Annotated in this window: 13 protein-coding genes; 4 read left to right on the forward strand and 9 right to left on the reverse strand. The window is 73.7% G+C overall.

The window, feature by feature from the left end; all coding sequences use genetic code 11:
• Nucleotides 1-79 precede the first annotated feature (79 nt).
• The 3 genes from ABZY91_RS32645 to ABZY91_RS32655 all read left to right on the forward strand — a co-directional run bounded on the left by ABZY91_RS32645 (nucleotide 80) and on the right by ABZY91_RS32655 (nucleotide 4,377).
• Complete coding sequence (locus ABZY91_RS32645; RefSeq protein WP_355406678.1) at nucleotides 80-1,381, forward strand: DUF58 domain-containing protein; 1,302 nt, start codon at nucleotides 80-82, stop codon at nucleotides 1,379-1,381.
• Nucleotides 1,378-2,115 (forward strand): hypothetical protein, encoded by a 738-nt coding sequence (locus ABZY91_RS32650; protein WP_355406651.1) that lies wholly within the window; start codon nucleotides 1,378-1,380, stop codon nucleotides 2,113-2,115. Before ABZY91_RS32645 ends, ABZY91_RS32650 begins: the two co-directional genes overlap by 4 nt.
• Nucleotides 2,116-2,301: 186 nt before the next feature.
• The gene (locus tag ABZY91_RS32655; RefSeq protein ID WP_355406653.1) at nucleotides 2,302-4,377 is read left to right on the forward strand and encodes a sigma factor-like helix-turn-helix DNA-binding protein; all 2,076 of its coding nucleotides are present in this window, start codon (nucleotides 2,302-2,304) and stop codon (nucleotides 4,375-4,377) included.
• A gap of 18 nt (nucleotides 4,378-4,395) precedes the next feature.
• On the opposite strand, the gene ABZY91_RS32660 is transcribed toward ABZY91_RS32655, so the two are convergent.
• The 9 genes from ABZY91_RS32660 to ABZY91_RS32700 all read right to left on the reverse strand — a co-directional run bounded on the left by ABZY91_RS32660 (nucleotide 4,396) and on the right by ABZY91_RS32700 (nucleotide 15,974).
• Nucleotides 4,396-6,003 carry a trehalase family glycosidase gene (locus ABZY91_RS32660; protein WP_355406655.1) on the reverse strand — a complete coding sequence of 536 codons (1,608 nt, stop codon included), beginning with the start codon at nucleotides 6,001-6,003 and terminating at the stop codon, nucleotides 4,396-4,398.
• Nucleotides 6,003-6,827, reverse strand: a complete 825-nt coding sequence (locus ABZY91_RS32665) for a carbohydrate ABC transporter permease (RefSeq protein ID WP_329876545.1) — start codon at nucleotides 6,825-6,827, stop codon at nucleotides 6,003-6,005. Before ABZY91_RS32665 ends, ABZY91_RS32660 begins: the two co-directional genes overlap by 1 nt.
• 7 nt (nucleotides 6,828-6,834) lie before the next feature.
• Nucleotides 6,835-7,779 carry a sugar ABC transporter permease gene (locus tag ABZY91_RS32670; protein ID WP_329876543.1) on the reverse strand — a complete coding sequence of 315 codons (945 nt, stop codon included), beginning with the start codon at nucleotides 7,777-7,779 and terminating at the stop codon, nucleotides 6,835-6,837.
• The gene (locus ABZY91_RS32675) at nucleotides 7,776-9,092 is read right to left on the reverse strand and encodes a sugar ABC transporter substrate-binding protein (RefSeq protein WP_355406657.1); all 1,317 of its coding nucleotides are present in this window, start codon (nucleotides 9,090-9,092) and stop codon (nucleotides 7,776-7,778) included. Before ABZY91_RS32675 ends, ABZY91_RS32670 begins: the two co-directional genes overlap by 4 nt.
• 124 nt (nucleotides 9,093-9,216) lie before the next feature.
• Nucleotides 9,217-9,966, reverse strand: a complete 750-nt coding sequence (locus ABZY91_RS32680; protein ID WP_329876539.1) for an SDR family NAD(P)-dependent oxidoreductase — start codon at nucleotides 9,964-9,966, stop codon at nucleotides 9,217-9,219.
• Nucleotides 9,963-11,102: an NAD(+)/NADH kinase gene (locus tag ABZY91_RS32685; RefSeq protein ID WP_355406659.1), complete on the reverse strand. Its 1,140-nt coding sequence runs from the start codon at nucleotides 11,100-11,102 to the stop codon at nucleotides 9,963-9,965. Before ABZY91_RS32685 ends, ABZY91_RS32680 begins: the two co-directional genes overlap by 4 nt.
• Nucleotides 11,099-12,655, reverse strand: a complete 1,557-nt coding sequence (gcvPB, locus tag ABZY91_RS32690; RefSeq protein WP_355406661.1) for an aminomethyl-transferring glycine dehydrogenase subunit GcvPB — start codon at nucleotides 12,653-12,655, stop codon at nucleotides 11,099-11,101. The genes ABZY91_RS32685 and gcvPB overlap by 4 nt, the downstream gene beginning before the upstream one ends.
• Nucleotides 12,652-14,001: an aminomethyl-transferring glycine dehydrogenase subunit GcvPA gene (gene gcvPA / locus ABZY91_RS32695; RefSeq protein ID WP_355406663.1), complete on the reverse strand. Its 1,350-nt coding sequence runs from the start codon at nucleotides 13,999-14,001 to the stop codon at nucleotides 12,652-12,654. The genes gcvPB and gcvPA overlap by 4 nt, the downstream gene beginning before the upstream one ends.
• Entirely contained in the window at nucleotides 13,998-15,974 is a 1,977-nt protein-coding gene (locus ABZY91_RS32700; protein ID WP_355406665.1) for a beta-galactosidase, read from the reverse strand. The genes gcvPA and ABZY91_RS32700 overlap by 4 nt, the downstream gene beginning before the upstream one ends.
• 106 nt (nucleotides 15,975-16,080) lie before the next feature.
• On the opposite strand from ABZY91_RS32700, the gene ABZY91_RS32705 reads away from it, so the two are divergent.
• Nucleotides 16,081-16,728, forward strand: a complete 648-nt coding sequence (locus tag ABZY91_RS32705; protein ID WP_329951242.1) for a GntR family transcriptional regulator — start codon at nucleotides 16,081-16,083, stop codon at nucleotides 16,726-16,728.
• Nucleotides 16,729-16,770: the final 42 nt, after the last annotated feature.

Below are 16,770 nucleotides of genomic sequence, written 5' to 3' on the forward strand. Positions count from 1 at the left end.
GAGCGCGGCGCCACCCGCCGGCGGCCGGACCGGCACCGCGCGCGCGTCCGCCGCCTCGCACGCCGCCGGCCTCCGGGTACTGGCCCGCAGCACCCGGGCCACCCTCGCCGGTCTGCCGAAGTCCCCGCCCTCCCCCCACTGGAGAGCCGGCGAGCGGACCCTGCGCCTGCTCACCGTGGCCGCAGCCGCAGCCGTCGCCGCCCTGGCCACCGGCCGCCCCTGGCTGCTGGCCCTGGCCGCCGGCCCCGCCGTCCTGCTCGCCCTCGCCGCCCCCGGGCCCGCCCGCCCCACGGAGCTCACCGCCGAGGCCACCGCCGAACCGCGCCGCTGCTTCGAGGGCGAGCAGGTCACCGTCCGGATCACCCTCCGGCACGACGGGCGGATCGGCCCGCTCGACCCGACCTTCTCCTTCGGCACCGGCCTCACCCCGGAAGCCCTCACCGTCGGCACCGACGGGATCGACCTGGTCCTCCGGACCGGTGCCTGGGGCCGCTGGACCCTGGGCGCGGTCGACCTCGACGTCTACGACGCCGGAGGACTCACCCGCCGCACCGTGCGCGCCGAACTGGGCGAGGTCGACGTCTTCCCGGTGCCCAGCGCCTCCCGGCTGACCCCGATCCCGGTCCGCCTGCCCGAGCGGATCGGCGAACACATCACCGCACACGAGGGCACCGGCGTCGAGGTCGTCGGCGTGCGCCCGCACGTACCCGGCGAGCGCCAGCGGCGCATCCACTGGCCGTCCACCACCCGCCGTGACGCGATCCAGATCAACCAGTTCGCCGCCGAACGCGCCGCCGACGCGGTCGTCCTGTTGGACACCCTCACCGACCTCCACGACACGGCCACCGGCCTCTCCAGCCTGGACGAGACGCTGCGGGCGGCCGGCGGCCTCACCCGCGCCTACCTGCGGCGGCACGACCGCGTCGGGCTGATCGCCGTCGGCGGCCGGCTGCGCTGGCTCACCCCGGCCGGCGGGGACCGCCAGTTCTACCGCATGGTGGAGAGCGTGCTGGAGGTCCGCCGGGACCGGCGCCACCGCGGCCCCACCCTCCCCCGCCTGCCGCTGCCCGCACTGCCGGGCCACGCGCTGGTGTACGCGTTCACACCGCTGGCCGACCAGCGCATCCTCGACGTGCTCGGGCAGGTCCGCGAACGCGGCAACCCGCTCGTCGTGGTCGAGATCCCGTCCGGCGAACCGGCGACCGACCCCGGGGACGAGGTCGACGCCCTCGCCCTGCGCCTCTGGCACGCCGAACGCGAGGCGATGCGTTCGGCGTTGCGCGGCCGGGGCGTCCCCGTGGCCCGCCACACCCCCGGCGAGGCACTCGACCTGGCGCTCGCTCCGCTGCTGCGCCGCAGGATCGGAGGACCCGCCCGGTGAACGCGTCCCGGACCACGCTCACGACCGGCACCACCGCCGACACCACGACCGACACCACGACCGACGCGATGCCCGGCGCCGCGACCGGCACGGCCCCGGGCGCCGACGCGACGGGGAGCGCGGCGGGGAGCGCGACGGCCGACCGACCGGGCCCGTTCGCCGCCTGGGCCCCCCGGCTCCAACGAGCCGCCGCCCGCTGCACGGGCGCGGCCCTCGCCCTGGCCGCCGCGCTCGGCGGCGCGGCCGACCGGTTCGGTCCCGCCGCCCCGGTGGCGGCCACCGCCCTCGCCCTCTGGGCCGCCGTTCCTCCCGATGCCCCGGCGGCCCGACCGCTCACCTGGGCCGCCCGCCTCACGGAGGCCCGCACCACGGTGCTCGCCACCGGGTGCGTCCTGCTCGCCGCACTGGGCGAGCCGCCGTTCTGGCGGGCCCTGGCCGTCACCGTGCTGCTCGTCGGCCACCTGCTGCTGCTCGACGTCCTCGGCCCGCACGGCCGGATCCTCGCACCGGCCCGCGCCCTGGTCGCGGTGGCGTCGTCGTGCCTGGTGCTGCCGGTGGCGTTCGCGCCGACGGCGGCGGGCGAGTGGTCCCGCCCCATCGCCCTGCTCGGCCTGTTCGCCGCCGCCTGGGGTGTCGGACTGGCCCTGTGGCCGCACCGCCACCGGCGTCCGCGCCGGTCCGGAACCCAGGACCGGGACCACGACCGGGACCACGACCGGCCCGAAGCCCCGTGAACGGCGGCCGGTGGACGGCGGACGGCGCGTCAGGCGTCCACGCCCTGCCCGCCTGCGGAGCCCGACCCGGCCGCACCGGGGAGCCGGTGTGACGTCTGGCACCCGGTCCGGGGCGAACCCGGGCTGCCGCCTCCTCGTCGTGGTGCACGAGGACACTCCAGTGATGTGACGGACCGTGGGGGGACCATGGAGAGCAAGGCATCCGGTTCGAGAGCCGGTCTGGCCTGGACCGAGGCCGAGGACGAACGGCTGCTGGAGGCGGCGGGCCGGGGGCAGTCCCTGGAGGACCTCGCCGCCCGGCACGGCCGTACCGTCGGCGGCATTCGCGCGCGTCTGAGCCGCTTCGTGCCGCTCACCGACGCCGGTGACGAGGAACTGCTGCAGTGGCTGCGGACCCATGCGGGCCCGGTCCGCGCGGCCGATCACACCGCTGGTCGCACTGCCGAACGCGCCGCCGAACGCACCGGTGGTCGCGCCGCCCGCCGAACACCGGCCGCGCCGGACCCCCGCGCCGCCGACGTTCTCGCCGAGTGGCAGCACCTGACCGGGCACGAGCTGCGTCGCGATCGGCAGACGGCCTTCCTCGCCCGCCCCGTGGTCGGCACGCTGGCGGCCGCGGACCCCGCCGTCCGCCGGGACACCGGCCGACGGCTGTGGCAGGACACCCGGCAACTGCTCCTGGAGGACTGGGCGCTGGAGTGCCGGTGCCCGGGCGCCACCGCGCCGGCCCCGCCCTGGAGCGCCGTCGCCGGGCACGACGACGACACCGCGATGGCGCTGCGGGAACTCCTGGCGGCGGCCGTCGACGAGCTCCCCCGCGAGCGCCACCGCCGGATCATGACCCTCCGGCTCGGCGTGGGCGACCACGAAGCACAGACGCTGGAGACGGTCGCCGACGCCTTCGGCCTGTCCCGCGAACGCATCCGCCAGCTGCAACAGAAGGCCGTGAGCGCGCTGGCCCGCGCCACCACGCCCGCGGCCCGCAGGTTCCGGAGCCTGCTGTCCGAGCTCGGCCGCCCCGACGGGACCCCGACCGACGGCGAGGACGGACCGCCCGACGCCGAACGCCTCCTCGACCTGGCGCGGGTGCTGCTGCCGTCCGTCCCGCCCCGCCGGGCGGTCGCCCTGCTCGCCACCCTCGCCGGGGCCGGCAGGCTTCCGGCGGACAACCTCGCGGCCCGGGCCATGACGATCCGCACCCTGCGCCACGGCGCAGCCCGCCGCGAGGCCGCGCGGCAGGGCCGTACCGAGCGGGCCACCGTGCGGTGGAGCCGTCTGGAGGCCGACGTCCGGTGGGCCGGTACGGGCGGGAGCGCTCCCCCGCGCGCGGAGCTGGAGGCCCTGCGCGAGGCGGACGACGAGGATCCCCGCTCCGGGTCGTGGGAGTGCCCCAAGCTCGGCCGCGCGGTGGCGTACGAGTCGGAGACCGAGCTCCAGGTGATCCAGCTCCTCTCCTTCGCCTCGCAGGTCGCGTACTACCAGGAGCAACCCCTCGCCGTCGGCTACGAGTTCGACGGGCGGGCGCGCACGTACTTCCCCGACCTGCTCGTCGCCACCACCGACGGGCGCTGCGTCCTCGTCGAGGTCAAGCCGGTCTTCGAGATGGCCACCGCCGTCAACGTCGCCAAGTACCGTGCCCTTGAGGCGTTGTGCCGCGACCACGGCTGGGGCCTGCTGGTCACCGACGGGTACCGCACCCGCTCGCTGGTGGAGAACCACCCGGTGGACCCGCGTCTTGCCGAAGCCATCGGCCCGCTGCTGGCGGAGGGCACGGTACTGGGATGGCCGCACGTGCTGACCGCAGCGGGTGCGCAGCGCCCGGGTTCGCTGGACATCGCGGCCCTGGCCCTGCGTCACGGGTGGGAGTGGCGCACCCGGCCGTTCCGGCTCTCCGCCGGCCGGGCCGCGCCCGCACCGGTTCCCGTCGCCGTCCCGGAGCTCGCGCCCACGTCGACGCCCCTGCCCGTTCCGGACCTCGTGCCCGCGCCCGTTTCCGTTCCGGGCCCGGTAGAGGCACCGGAACCGGACCCCGGTCCGGCGGCCGTCCCCGGGCCCCGTCAGGAGACGCTTCCGGGGCAGGACGACCCGGCGCCCCCCGTTCCCGGCGAGCCGGTGTGCCCGACGCCCGAGGAGATCGAGGCGGCCCGGACCCCGGCCGGCGGGTGGCGTCGCAGCCAGCTCGCGGCCTGGGGCGTCCCGTGGCCTCCCCCGAAGGGCTGGAAGCAGCGGCTGACCGCCCGGTCGCGCTCCGGGCGGTCCTGACGGGACGGCCGCCCCGGTTCAGGGGTGCGGCCGGTCCGGGCCGGTCCGCAGGTCCTGCCGGTCGGTGGCGAGGTCGACGAAGAGGGCCGCGGACCAGCCGAAGCCGGAGGTCGCGCGCCTGCCGCGGGCACCGGTCAGGGGGTTCCAGTACTCGTAGAGGCCGCCGGCGCCCGCGACCATCGCCAGGGTGCGGCTTCGGAGCTCGTCGGCGGTCTCGGCGAAGCCCGAGCGGCGCAGGCCCTCGACGAGGAGGTAGTTGACGTTCAGCCAGACGGGGCCGCGCCACATCGCGTCCGGGTCGAAGGCGGGATCGTCGAACGCGACCGTCGGGACGGGGCGTTCCCCCCAGAAGGCGGCCGAGCGGAGGGTCCGCTCCAGGTGGGCGGCGATCTCGGCGGGCAGGCGGCCGGTGAACAGCGGCATCAGGTCGAGGACGGTGCGGACGGGCACGTCCGCACCGTCGGCGAGGGTGCGGAAGCGGGTGCCGTCCCAGCGGCGTGCGACCAGCACGTCGGTGTGGGCGGCGGCCCGCGTGCGCCACCGGGCGGCGTCCCCGGGCCGGCCGAGGGCGTCGGCGATGTCCGCCAGGCAGTCGGCCTCGTGGATCAGGTAGGAGTTGAGGTCGGGGGGTTCGGCGCGGGGGCCGTAGTCCCAGACGGGACTGTCGTCGAGGCCGGACGAGTAGGGGTGCAGGTATTCGGGCAGCCCGTCGCCGTCCGGGTCGGAGGCGGTGAACCACCAGTCGTGCGCGCGCACGAGCCGGGGGTAGACGGAGGCGAGGAACGGGACGTCCGGGTGGCTCCGGTGGAGCTTCCGCACGGCCCAGGCGGCCAGCGGCGGTTTGGTGACCGGGACCGGATCCGCGGAGGGTAGGGCGCCGTTGGCCCGGCCGACGTGTTCGCTCAGGCGGGCGTGGTCCGACCGGGGGAGGTCGGTGGTCTCGGCGAGGACGCCGTGGTCGTGGACGACGTCCGGGAGGCGTCCGTCGGGGAGCTGGTGGTCGAGGACCAGGAGGATCTGGTCGCGGGCGAGGGCGGGCGAGGCGTGGCGCAGGCCGACGGCGTGGAAGAGGGCGTCCCAGTTCCAGACGCCCACGTAGCCGTACTTGGAGGGGACGAGTCCTTCGCGGCCGGCGATCGGCAGCAGGTTGACGGCCAGGGTCCACCAGGCCGTCCGGGCGCGTTCCGCCAGGTCCTCCGGGACGGGCGGCATCCGGGCGAACCACGCGTCCCAGCGGGCCTCGGACGCGGCGCGCACGGCCGCTTCCGACCACCGGCCGGGCGGGCCGACGAGGACGTGGCAGCCCGCCAGGGCGAGGGTGTGCTCCGTCCCGTCGGGCCGCCGCCAGGAGGCCCGGGCGCGGTGTCCGGCGATCACCAGCGTGGCGGGGTCGGCGAACAGCAGCGACACCCCGCCGGCGAACACCACCTCGGTGGGCGTCGCGGATACGACGGGGAGGTCCTTCCCGGCGGGGTCGCGGACGACCAGGGCGGACAGCTCGGTGGTGCGGGCGAGCGGGGTCTCGTACGCGGCGCGGGCGATCCGGAGCCCGTCCGGGTGGGCGGTGACGAGCAGGCGCGAGCCGCGTTCGGTGAACGGCCGCTCCACGAGGTCCAGCGTGAGCATCAGCGTCCTCCCAGGCCCGAGGAGGCCATGCTGTTGAGGATCTTGCGCTGCCCGACCAGGAACGCGATCAGCATCGGCACCACGGTCATCGCCGACAGGGCGGCGGTCAGTCCGTAGTCGACGCCGCCCCGCTGGGAGTGGAAGGAGTCGAGCAGCAGGGGGATGGTGAACAGGTCCGGCGTGTTCAGGAACACCAGCGGGAAGAAGTAGCTGTTCCAGCTGGCCAGGAAGACGATGATGCCGAGGGTCCACAGGCCGGGCCTGATGTTGGGCAGGATGATCCGCCAGAAGATCGTCCACCGGCTCGCGCCGTCGATCCGCGCCGCGTCCTCCAGCTCGACCGGGACGGCCCGGATGAACTGGCGCAGCAGGAACACCGCGAACGGGTTGGCGACGGCCGGCAGGATCAGCGCCAGGTGCGAGTCGATGAGTTGGAGCTTGGCGAGCATGATGTAGAGCGGCACGATCGTGACCTGGGCGGGGACCATCTGGGTCGCGAGGAAGAGGCCGAACAGCGGCCCCGAGCCGCGGAACGGTATCCGGGCGAAGGCGTAGGCCGCCATCGCCCCGGTCAGCAGGGTCGCGACGACGGTGACGGCCGCGATGTACATGCTGTTCCAGTAGGCGCGCCCGAGCGGCACCTCGCCCAGGACGTCCGGGTAGTTCTGCGGGCGCCACGGCCCGGGGAGCCAGGCGAGCGGGTCGTTGATCATCTGGGTGGCGCCCTTGAAGGAGGTCAGCATCATCCAGATGAACGGGAACAGCATGACCAGGCCGCCGGCGGTGAGGCCGGTGTGCAGGAGGATCCGTCTGCGGTTGCTCATGGCGGCCTCACGACTCGTAGTGGACGAAGCGCTTCTGCGCCTTGAACTGGACCGCCGTGACGAGGAGTGTCAGGAGCAGCAGGATCAGGGCCGCGGCGCTGGAGAGGCCGAAGTGGAACTCGCGGAAGCCCTGTTGGTAGACCTTGTAGACGATGGTCTGGGCGCCCTCGTTGTGGTCGGGGTTGACGAGGACGTAGATCAGGTCGAAGGCCTGGAAGGAGCTGATCACCGAGACCACCACGGTGAAGAAGACCGTGGGTGAGAGCATCGGCAGGGTGACCGAGCGCAGGGTCTGCCAGGGGCCGGCGCCGTCGATCCGGGCGGCTTCGAGCAGGTTCGTCGGGATGGTGGCGAGTCCGGCGAGGAAGATCACGACGTTGAGGCCGAGGGACGACCAGATCGTGACGACCGCGATGGCGGGCACCACCCAGGTCGGGTCGGCCAGCCAGTCCGGCAGGGTGATCCCGAAGAGGTCCTGCACGGTGCCGTTCAGGATGCCGTCGGCGCCGCCGCCGAGGATCATCTGCCAGATCACCGACACCGCGACGGAGCTCGTCACGACCGGCAGGAAGTAGACGACCCGGTAGGCGGTGCGGCCTCGCACGCCGTGCAGGGCCAAGGCGAGCAGGAGGGCCAGGACGAGGCCGCCCGGCACGGTGATCAGGCCGATCTTGACGGTGTTCCACACCGCGCGGCCGAAGGCGGGGTCGGTCAGCTGGGCCCGGAAGTTGTCCAGTCCCACCCAGCTCGCGTCACCGAGCCCGTCCCACTCCATGAAGGACAGGACGACGGCGAACCCGAGCGGGCCGACCAGGAACACCAGCAGGCCGAGCAGTTGGGGGGCGAGGAAGACCACGGCCCACCGGCGGTCCCGGCGCCGCCAGAGCGGCTCGCGGCCGCTCCGTGCGGGGCGGGACCGCCGGCGTGCCACGGCCTGGGAGACGGCGCTCAACCCTTCGGGCCCTTCATCCCGTCGACCAGGCTCTGGAGCTGGGTCATCCCCTCGTCGAACCCGACCTTGCCCTCCCAGATCTTCATGAGGTGGTCGTTGATCGCCTTGGTCAGGCCGGGGACGGCGACCTCGTCGGGGTAGTTGGCGAAACCCTTGTCGCGGACGTCGAGGAAGGTCCGGGCGTGCGCGGGGTAGTTCCCCTCGGTCACCAGGTTCTCGGCACCCTTGATCGACGGCACGGCGCTGCCGCCCTTGAGCCGCAGCTGCTGGCCCTCCTTGCTGACGAACTCGCTCAGGAAGGTGAAGGCCTCCTTCGGGTGCTTGGTGTCCTTGTTGAGGGTCAGGTAGGACGCGGCGACCGCGCCGGGGATCGGTTCCCCGGTCTGCGAGGGGAACGGCACGACGTCGTAGCTCTCGCGGTCGCCGCCCTTGTCGATGCCCTCGATGACCCAGCGGCCCCCGGCGTAGAAGCCTGCCTTGTGCTTGACGAACTGGGTGGCCGCGCTGTTGCCCTCGGGCAGCAGGTCGGCGGAGGCGAAGGTCTTGTCCCTGTAGCCGTCGGCGAGGGTCCTGAGCGCCTGCCGGGCCTTGGGGTCGGACGGTGCGACGAACGTGCCGTTGTCCCAGACCTTGCCGCCGAAGCCGTTGACGAGGCTGTAGTTGGCGCCGTACCAGTTCCAGAATATGGAGCCGTACCGGCCGGAGTCCTTGAGCTTGGCGTTCATCTCCAGGTACTTGGCCATGGTCCACCGGCCCGCCTCGTTCAGGGCGGCCGGGTCCTCGGTGATGCCGGCGGCGGCGAGGGCCTTCTTGTCGAACCACAGGACCTCGGGGTTGGTGTCGTTCGGGACGCCGAACGTCACACCGCCCTTCTTCGCCCCGCCGTAGATGCCCTCGAAGAAGTCCGTCGGCCTGCTCTTGCTGAGGGGGCCGGCGAGCTGCTCGTCGAGCGGAGCGAGCACGCCGTCGGCGACGAGCTTGCCGATGTAGTCGTCACCGACGTAGAACACGTCGGGGGCGGTCCTGGAGGTGAGCTGGGTGATCAGCTTGGGGTGGTAGTCCTCGTAGGAGGCGACGGGCTCCAGCTTCAGCGTGATGTTCGGGTACTTCCTGGTGAACTCGTCGGTGAACGCCTTGAAGACCGCCATGTCCTCGGCCGAACCCCAGGTCGACCAGCGCAGGGTGACCTTGCCGTCCTTCGCGTCGCCGGTGGAGCCCGCGCCGCCGCTCCCGCTGCACGCGGACACGGACACGGACAGGGCGACGGCGGCGGCGACGGCGGCCAGGACCGTCCTTCTCTTCACAGCAGACATCAGATGCCTCCGAGGAGCTTTCGCGGGGGGGTGGGTGGGTGGAGCGCGCCGGAGCGGTACGGAAAGGTGGAACGGGGGTGGTGGAGCGGGGTGGAGCAGGGTGGAGCAGGGTGGAGCAGGGGGGTCAGGCGAGGCCGCCGCCGTCGACGACGAGGGCGGACCCGGTGATGTAGCTGCTCGCGTCGCCGGCGAGGAACAGCACGGCGCTCGCGATCTCCTCGGGCGACCCGGCCCGGCCCATCGGCCGGTCGGCGGCGTCCTTCTCGAAGGCCGACCACTCCACCTGCAGCTGACGCGCCTCGTCGCGGAGCATCGACGTCATGGTGTCGCCGGGGTTGACCGAGTTGACCCGGATCCCCGCGGCGGCGTGGTCGATCGCCAGGGCGCGCGTCATGTTGACGACCGCGGCCTTCGAGGCGCAGTAGGACAGGGCGTTGCCGCCTCCCTTCAGCCCCCAGCCGGAACCGGTGTTGACGATCGAGCCGCCCTGCGTCATCGCCGGGATCGCGAAGCGGCACATCAGGTAGACCGACCGGACGTTGACGGCCATCACCCGGTCCCAGTCGTCGGCGGAGATCTCCAGCGCGGTCTGGCGCCGGATGATCCCGGCGTTGTTGAACAGGACGTGCAGCCCGCCGAACCGCTCGACGGCGATGTTCACGATCCGCTCGCAGTCGACCTCGGAGGAGACGTCGGCCCGTACCGACACGGCCCGCCCTCCGGCCGCCTCGATCTCGCGGACCACGGCGGAGGCGTCCGCCAGGTCGGCGACGACCACCGCCGCTCCCTCGGCGGCGAACAGCCGGGCGGTGGCCCGGCCGATGCCGGAGGCTCCGCCGGTGACGACGGCGACCTTGTTCTGCAACGTGTTCATAGCTCCTCGTTCGCTGACTGGATGCGGTACATCACGGACTCGCGGTACCCGGTGACGACCCGGGTGTGGCCGCCGAACGCGGCGTCGGCCGCGGCGTCGCCGCTGTCCACGAGCAGCGGCCGGCCGCCGAGCGCGGCGAGCTTCTGCTGGGTGGCGAGCACGACGATCCCGGCGAGCCGGTCCAGCACCCGGGGGCTGAACTGCTGGTTACCGCGACCGATCACGAACCCCTGCCCGCCGATCACGGACAGCACACCGTGTGTGACCTGTGACATGGCAAGGGTGTGCAAGGTCCGCTCGGTGACGTCGGGGGCGAGCAGGACGCCGTCCCGGACCACGTCGACCCCCAGCGGCGTCAGGTCCAGACCCAGCGCGCGGCCCACCGCGAGCGTCGTCGCCCCGGGGCCGAGCGCGTAGGCCTCGCCGGGCACCATCGACGCCACCACCTCGCGCGCGATCGACTCCGCCGATCCCGGCGGCGCCCCCGACGACCCGCTCTTGCGCCCGCTGAGCCGCGTCCTGGCCGCGGGCACCCGCAGGGTCCCGTACAGCCGGGCGCCCACCCGCCCCGACCGGTACGCCTCCTCGTCCAGGTCGACGACCTCCGCGTCCAGGGTGGTCCCGTCGAACGCGGCGGCGGTCGCGGCGGCGGCGAACGGGCTGACCGCGAAGCAGCCGGAGTAGACCTTCACCCCGGCCGGCACGCCGAGCACCGGCCCCCGGGGCCGGGCGTCCAGCACGTCCCGCGCCGTTCCGTCCCCGCCCGCGAACAGCAGCAGGTCCGCGCCGCCGAGCGCCGCCACCGCCGCCCGGGTGTCCGCCGCGCCGGTCGTCACGGTCACCGCGCCGCCGGCCGTGGTGGCGGCCCCCGCACCGGCCCGGGGGCGGTGGACGACCTCGTGGGGGACGCCGGCCGCCCGCGCGCTGTCCTCCCCCATGGCCCCCGCCACGGTGCGCACCCGGACGTCCGGGCGCAGCCGGTGGAGCGCCGCCAGCGCGGCGGCCGCCCGCTCCCCCGCACGCGGGACGGCGCCGAGGGCGAGCGCCCTGGCCTGGACGTCGGGGCCGTCGCTGCCCTTGAGCGCGGCCGGACCCCCGAGTCCCGCCACGGGGTTCACGACCAGGCCGACGATCACCGGCGGTGCTTGCGACAGTAGGCGCGCCAGCTCGGCGACCACTGCGCGGGATCGTCCAGCGAGGTGGGGTCGATCCGGTGGACGGTCTGGTGGTACGGCGCGTTCTTCACGAACTCGGGGTCCTCCCGGGCTTCGGAGGCCACCTGGGCGAGGATCGCGGCGTACTCGTCCAGGTCCTCGCGGGAGTAGGACTCCGTCGGTTCCAGGGTGAACGGCTCGGGGACCACGTACGGGTGGTGGCTGGTCCAGTAGTGGACGCCGAAGTCGGCGGCGCGGATCCCGATCTCCTCGGAGTGCACCCCGGTCTCCTCCGTGAGGTCCTGCCAGGAGTAGCGGACCTGCTCCACCCGCCGCCGGTCCGCCCACGGGACGGAGGCGCCGGGGATCCGCAGGACCTTGTGCATCAGGTAGTTGTTGTTGAGGACGGCCGTCTCCGCGACCTCCCGCAGACCGTCCGCGCCGAGCGCCATCACCCACGCGTAGGCGCGCACCACGTTCGGCGTGACCCCGAGGAACGGCCGGATCTTCCCCACCGACCGCTCGGGGGAGGCCAGCGTGTACGACGCGCCGGCGCGCTCGACGACCGGTCCGGGCAGGAACGGCGCCAGCGCCTCGGAGACGCCGCACGCCCCCGCCGCGGGCCCGCCGCACGCGTGCGGGGTCGAGAACGTCTTGTGCAGGTTGAAGTGGCACAGGTCGAACCCGGCGTCACGGGCGCGGGTGATCCCGAGGATGCCGTTGGCGTTCGCCTGGTCGTAGCAGGCCAGGCCGCCCGCCTCGTGGACGAGGTCGACGAACTCGCGGATCCTCGGGTTGAAGATCCCGGTGTCCTCCGGGTTGGTGATGAGCAGCGCCGCGGTCCGCGGACCCACGGCCGCCCGCAGCGCCTCGATGTCCGGGTTGCCGGCGGCGTCCGGCATCAGGGTGATCACCTCGTACCCGGCGACCTTCGCACACGCCGCGTTCGAGGGGTGCGAGAACATCGTGGTGACGACCTGGTCGCGCTGCCCGCCCTCGCCCCGGGAGGCGTGGTAGGCGCGGATCATCGCGATGTTGGCGTAGATCGCCGCGGAACCGGCGCCGGGCTGCAGCGACACCCGGGCCATGCCGGAGATCTCCTTGAGGATCTGCTCCAGCCGCCAGTAGATCTCCAGCACGCCCTGGACGGAGTCCTCGGGCTGCAGCGGGTGCAGTTCGGCGATCTTCGGATCCCGCACGAAGGTGTCGTTGACCTTGGGGCTGTACTTCATCGTGCAGGTGCCCTGGCCGACGTCGATGTTCAGGTCGGCGCCGAGGGTCTCCTGCGACAGGCGCAGGTAGTGGCGGACCACCTGGTTCTGCGACAGTTCGGGCAGCGCCGGCGGGGTGCGGCGGCCGACGCCCTCGGGCAGCTCGACCGGCGGCGCGTCCGGGGCGGGCACGCCCACGCCGCGCCGGCCGGGCCGGGACAGCTCGAAGATGATCTCCTCGTCCCAGCGGGCCTGGTGGAAACGGCGCAGCACGGGCTTGGGTGCGACGGGCAGGGTCGCGAACGATTCTCCGTGCGAGCTCACTTGGTGCCTCCGATGGCTGAGAGGGCGTCCTTGGCGGCCGCCGCGAGGGTGTCGATGTCGGCGATCGAGTGCCGCTCGGTGACGCAGACCAGGACCTCCCGGGAGCCGAGCCGCACCCCGCCGAAGATGTCCCGGCGGCGCAGCGCCGCGAGGAACGCGTCGGCGTCCGGCACCTCGACGGCGAACTCGCGGAAGTGGAAGGCCTCCTGGTGACGGACCCGGGCACCGGCCGAGGCCAGGGCCCCCATCGCGTACCGGGTCCGGGCCAGGATCGTCTCGCCGATCTCGCGCATTCCCTGCGGGCCCATCAGCGAGAGGTAGACACCGGCGGTGATGCCCCACAGGGCGGCCGCGGTGCCGACCCACTCCTTGCCCTCCTCGCGCAGCGCGAAGGAGGTCCGGTCGTAGAAGACGTCACCGAAGCCGTACTCCCCGGGGACGGCGGTCGGGGCGATGCCGAACAGGCGGGAGGGGAACTCCGCGACCAGGCGTTCGTCGTCCCGGCTCGCGATGAACCCGGCCTGGCCGCCGCCGTACTGCTGGTGCATGCCGAGCGACTGGATGTCCCCGCAGACCAGGTCCGCGCCGAAGGACGCGGGGGGCGCGAGCACGCCGAGCGCGATCGGGTCCGTCCCCACGACCAGGAGGGCGCCGGCGCCGTGGGCGAGGTCCGCCAGTTCGCGCCCGCGCGTCTCGATGACGCCGTAGACGTTGGGCGTCTCCAGGTAGAGCGCGGCGAAGGTGTCGTCCAGGTCGATCTCGCCCACCTCCCCCGAGCCGGCCACCGGGGCGAGCACGACCTCGACGTCCGGGGCCAGGTAGTCCCGGATCTTGGCGAGCTTGTCCGGCGCGATCGCGCCGCTGACGAGCACCCGGCCGCGGCCCGTGTGGCGGGCGGCCATCCGCAGGGCCGTCCCCGCCGCCTGGAAGCCGTCGTAGGTGGGCACGTTGACGACGTCCATGTCGAGCAGCTCGGCCATCATCGAGACGTACTCGAAGAGGGCCTGGAACCGGCCGTGGTCCTCGTAGGGCTCCCCCGCGTAGGCGGTCAGGAACTCGCCGCGCCCGTTCACCTCGTCGCACACCGCCGGGACGTGGTGCGGGTAGCAGCCGTGCCCGAGGAAGCTCAGCACCTCGGTGGTGTCGGTGTTGCGGCCCAGCAGGCCGCGCATGTGCCGCACCAGGCCGGGCTCGTCGGCGAACGGGGCGGGCAGGTCGAGGGGGCGGCCCGGCCGCAGGTCGGCGGGGATGTCGCCGTAGAACTCGGCGACGCTCGACGCACCGATCTCGGCGAGCATCGCCGCCCGGGCCTCGGGCCCCGCGTTGGGGATGTAGGGATGGGTCACGAGATCTCCTCGGGCTTCAGGACCACGGCGTCGCGGGGCGCGAGCACCACGTGGCCGTGCAGGGGACGGCCGGTCAGCAGGTCGGTCCCGGCGGCGGGCAGGGTGACGGTGGCCGGTGCGGCCCCGTGGTTGAGCAGGAACAGGTACGCGCCGCGGCGGCACGCCTCGACGCCGGCGGGCAGGTCCGTCCCGGTGACGCCGGTGACGCCGGCGCCGGCGAGCACCTCGTCGAGCAGCGGGGTCAGGTCGTCGGGCAGGCAGCCGAGGTAGGTGGCGTGGCCGCGCCGGGTGACCGCCGCGCGCCCGTCCAGCGGGCCGCCGCGGTAGCGCGCGACCACCTGCGCGTCGTCGACGGTCAGCCACTCGCTCCAGGTCCGGGCCGTCAGCCGGGTGCCGTCCGGCGTCACCACCTGCTGGGTCAGGCCGTCGGGGATCGGCCAGAACTCCTCGACGCGCACGCCCAGCAGTTCCCGCAGCGGCCCGGGCGCGCCGCCCTCGTGGACCTGGTCGGCGGCGTCGACGACCCCGCTGAACGGGCCGACGACCAGCCGGCCCGGGAAGGAGGCGAGGTTCGCGGCCTGCTCCGCGGTGCACAGGTAGAGGTTGGGGACGACGACGACCTTGTAGGAGGAGAGGTCCCGGCCGGGCGGCGTGAGGTCGACGGCGATGCCGCGGGCGTGCAGCGGCCGGTACCAGGAGAGGAGGAGCGCGTGCAGCGCGAGCCGGTTCGACGGCAGCGACTCCGGCGCCTCCAGCCCCCACCAGCTGTCCCAGTCCAGGACGAGGGCGACGTCGGCCGACGTCGTGGCCCCCGCGACCTCGGCCAGCCGCCGCACGTCCGCCCCCAGTTCGAGCGTCTCGCGCCACTGGCGGGTGTCCGTCCCGCCGTGCGGCAGCATCGCCGAGTGGAACTTCTCCGGCCCGTACGCGGCCTGGCGCCACTGGAAGAACATCACCCCGTCCGAACCGTGGGCGACCGCCTGCAGGCTGTGCAGGCGCATGAGGCCCGGCTCCTTGGGGACGTTCACCTCCCGCCAGCTCACCGCGCCGGGCGCCGATTCGAGGAGCAGCCACGGCTGCCGCTTCAGCGAGCGCATCAGGTCGTAGCTGAGTGCGGCCTTCACGTGGGACGCCGGGTCGGCGGGGTCGGGGTAGGCGTCGTCGCTGACGACGTCCTCGGCCGCCGCCCACGTCCAGTAGTCGAGGTGGTGCAGGATGCTCATGAAGTTCGTCGTCACGGGGACGTCCGGGGTGACGTCCTTGAGCACCCGGCGCTCGGCCTCGAAGCAGGCGAGCAGCGCGTCGCTGGAGAACCTCCGCCAGTCCAGGACCTGGGCCGGGTTGACCGGACCGGGTGCCTTCCGGGGCGGTTCGACCTGCGTCCACTCCGTGTAGTGCTGGCCCCAGCAGGACGTCCCCCAGGCGGTGTTGAGGCCCTCCAGGCTCCCGTGGCGGTCGGCGAGCCAACGCCGGAAGTCCCGCGCCGACTCCTCGCAGAAGCACTCGACCGTGTGGTCGCCGTACTCGTTGCCGACGTGCCACATGACCAGCGCCGGGTGCTCCCCGTAGCGCTCCGCCATCGCCCGTGCCAGCCGCACGGTGCCCGCCCGGAACACCGGCGAGGAGGGGCAGTAGCCCTGCCGGGAACCGAACCCCAGGCGGGTCCCGCCCGCGTCGACGGGCTGCATCTCGGGGTGTTCCCGCACCAGCCAGGGCGGCGGCGTCGCCGTCGCGGTGGCCAGGTCCACCGCGATCCCGTGGGCGTGGAGCAGGTCAAGGACCCGGTCCAGCCAGCCGAAGTCGAAGACCCCGGGCGCGGACTCCAGCCGCGACCAGGAGAACACCGCGACGGTCACGACGTTCACCCCGGCCTCGGCCATCAGCCGGACGTCCTGCTCCCACACCTCCTCGGGCCACTGTTCGGGGTTGTAGTCACCTCCGAACAGCATCCCCGGCACCCGCGTCAGGCTCATCTGCCGCCTCCCGTCCACCCGGTTCGCATTTTGTATTCAGAATGCATAGTGCAGTACTCTGCATCCGGTCAAGGGCTATGGTGGAAATCCGAGGATTGGGGACCCGATGGCGATCGAGCGCCGCCCGCTGCGAGAACAGATCCGCGACGAGCTGATGGACCGTCTGACCCGCGGCGAGTTCGCCCCCGGCACCGACGTCAACGAGGCCGTCCTGGCGGCCGAACTGGGCGTCAGCCGCACCCCCCTGCGCGAGGCGCTGATCACCCTCACCGGCGAAGGGGTCCTGGAGAGCAACCAGGGCCGCGGCTTCCGCTTTGCGCCCGTCAGCCGTACCGAGTTCCGTGAACTCGTCGCGATCGTCGCCTCGTTGGAGTCCCTCGCGCTGGAGTCCTCCGACCCCGCGCACCTGCGGGGCATCGCCCCCCGGCTCCTGGAGATGGCCCGGGAGTTCCCCGACCCCGTCGCCGACCACGCGACCGTCGACCGGCGCGACGACGAGTGGCACGGCCTCCTGCTGAGCGGCTGCCCCAACGAGCGCCTGCTCGACCTGCTGGCCCGCATCAAGGCCGGCATGCGCCGCTACGAGAACCTCGTCGTCGCCGAGGACCAGCCGGTCGCCCGCGAGGCCGAGGAGCACTGCGAGATCGCCCGGAGACTCCTCGACGGCGACCTCACCGGCGCCACCGAGGCGCTCAGGGCCAACTGGGTGGGCGGCATGGAACGCATGCTCGCCCACATCCCCCCGGACCGGTGACGCGCGCACCCGTCACGCCGCGGCGGCGTGACGGGTGCGCGG

It is taken from the genome of Kitasatospora sp. NPDC002965 (assembly GCF_040611255.1).
GTDB lineage: Bacteria > Actinomycetota > Actinomycetes > Streptomycetales > Streptomycetaceae > Kitasatospora.

Excerpts from the sequence above, each read along its gene's own strand:
- ABZY91_RS32655 (WP_355406653.1), top strand. The coding sequence starts at position 2,302 with ATGGAGAGCAAGGCATCCGGTTCGAGAGCCGGTCTGGCCTGGACCGAG.
- ABZY91_RS32660 (WP_355406655.1), bottom strand. The coding sequence starts at position 6,003 with ATGCTCACGCTGGACCTCGTGGAGCGGCCGTTCACCGAACGCGGCTCG.
- ABZY91_RS32665 (WP_329876545.1), bottom strand. The coding sequence starts at position 6,827 with ATGAGCAACCGCAGACGGATCCTCCTGCACACCGGCCTCACCGCCGGC.
- ABZY91_RS32675 (WP_355406657.1), bottom strand. The coding sequence starts at position 9,092 with ATGTCTGCTGTGAAGAGAAGGACGGTCCTGGCCGCCGTCGCCGCCGCC.
- ABZY91_RS32680 (WP_329876539.1), bottom strand. The coding sequence starts at position 9,966 with ATGAACACGTTGCAGAACAAGGTCGCCGTCGTCACCGGCGGAGCCTCC.
- ABZY91_RS32700 (WP_355406665.1), bottom strand. The coding sequence starts at position 15,974 with ATGAGCCTGACGCGGGTGCCGGGGATGCTGTTCGGAGGTGACTACAAC.
- ABZY91_RS32705 (WP_329951242.1), top strand. The coding sequence starts at position 16,081 with ATGGCGATCGAGCGCCGCCCGCTGCGAGAACAGATCCGCGACGAGCTG.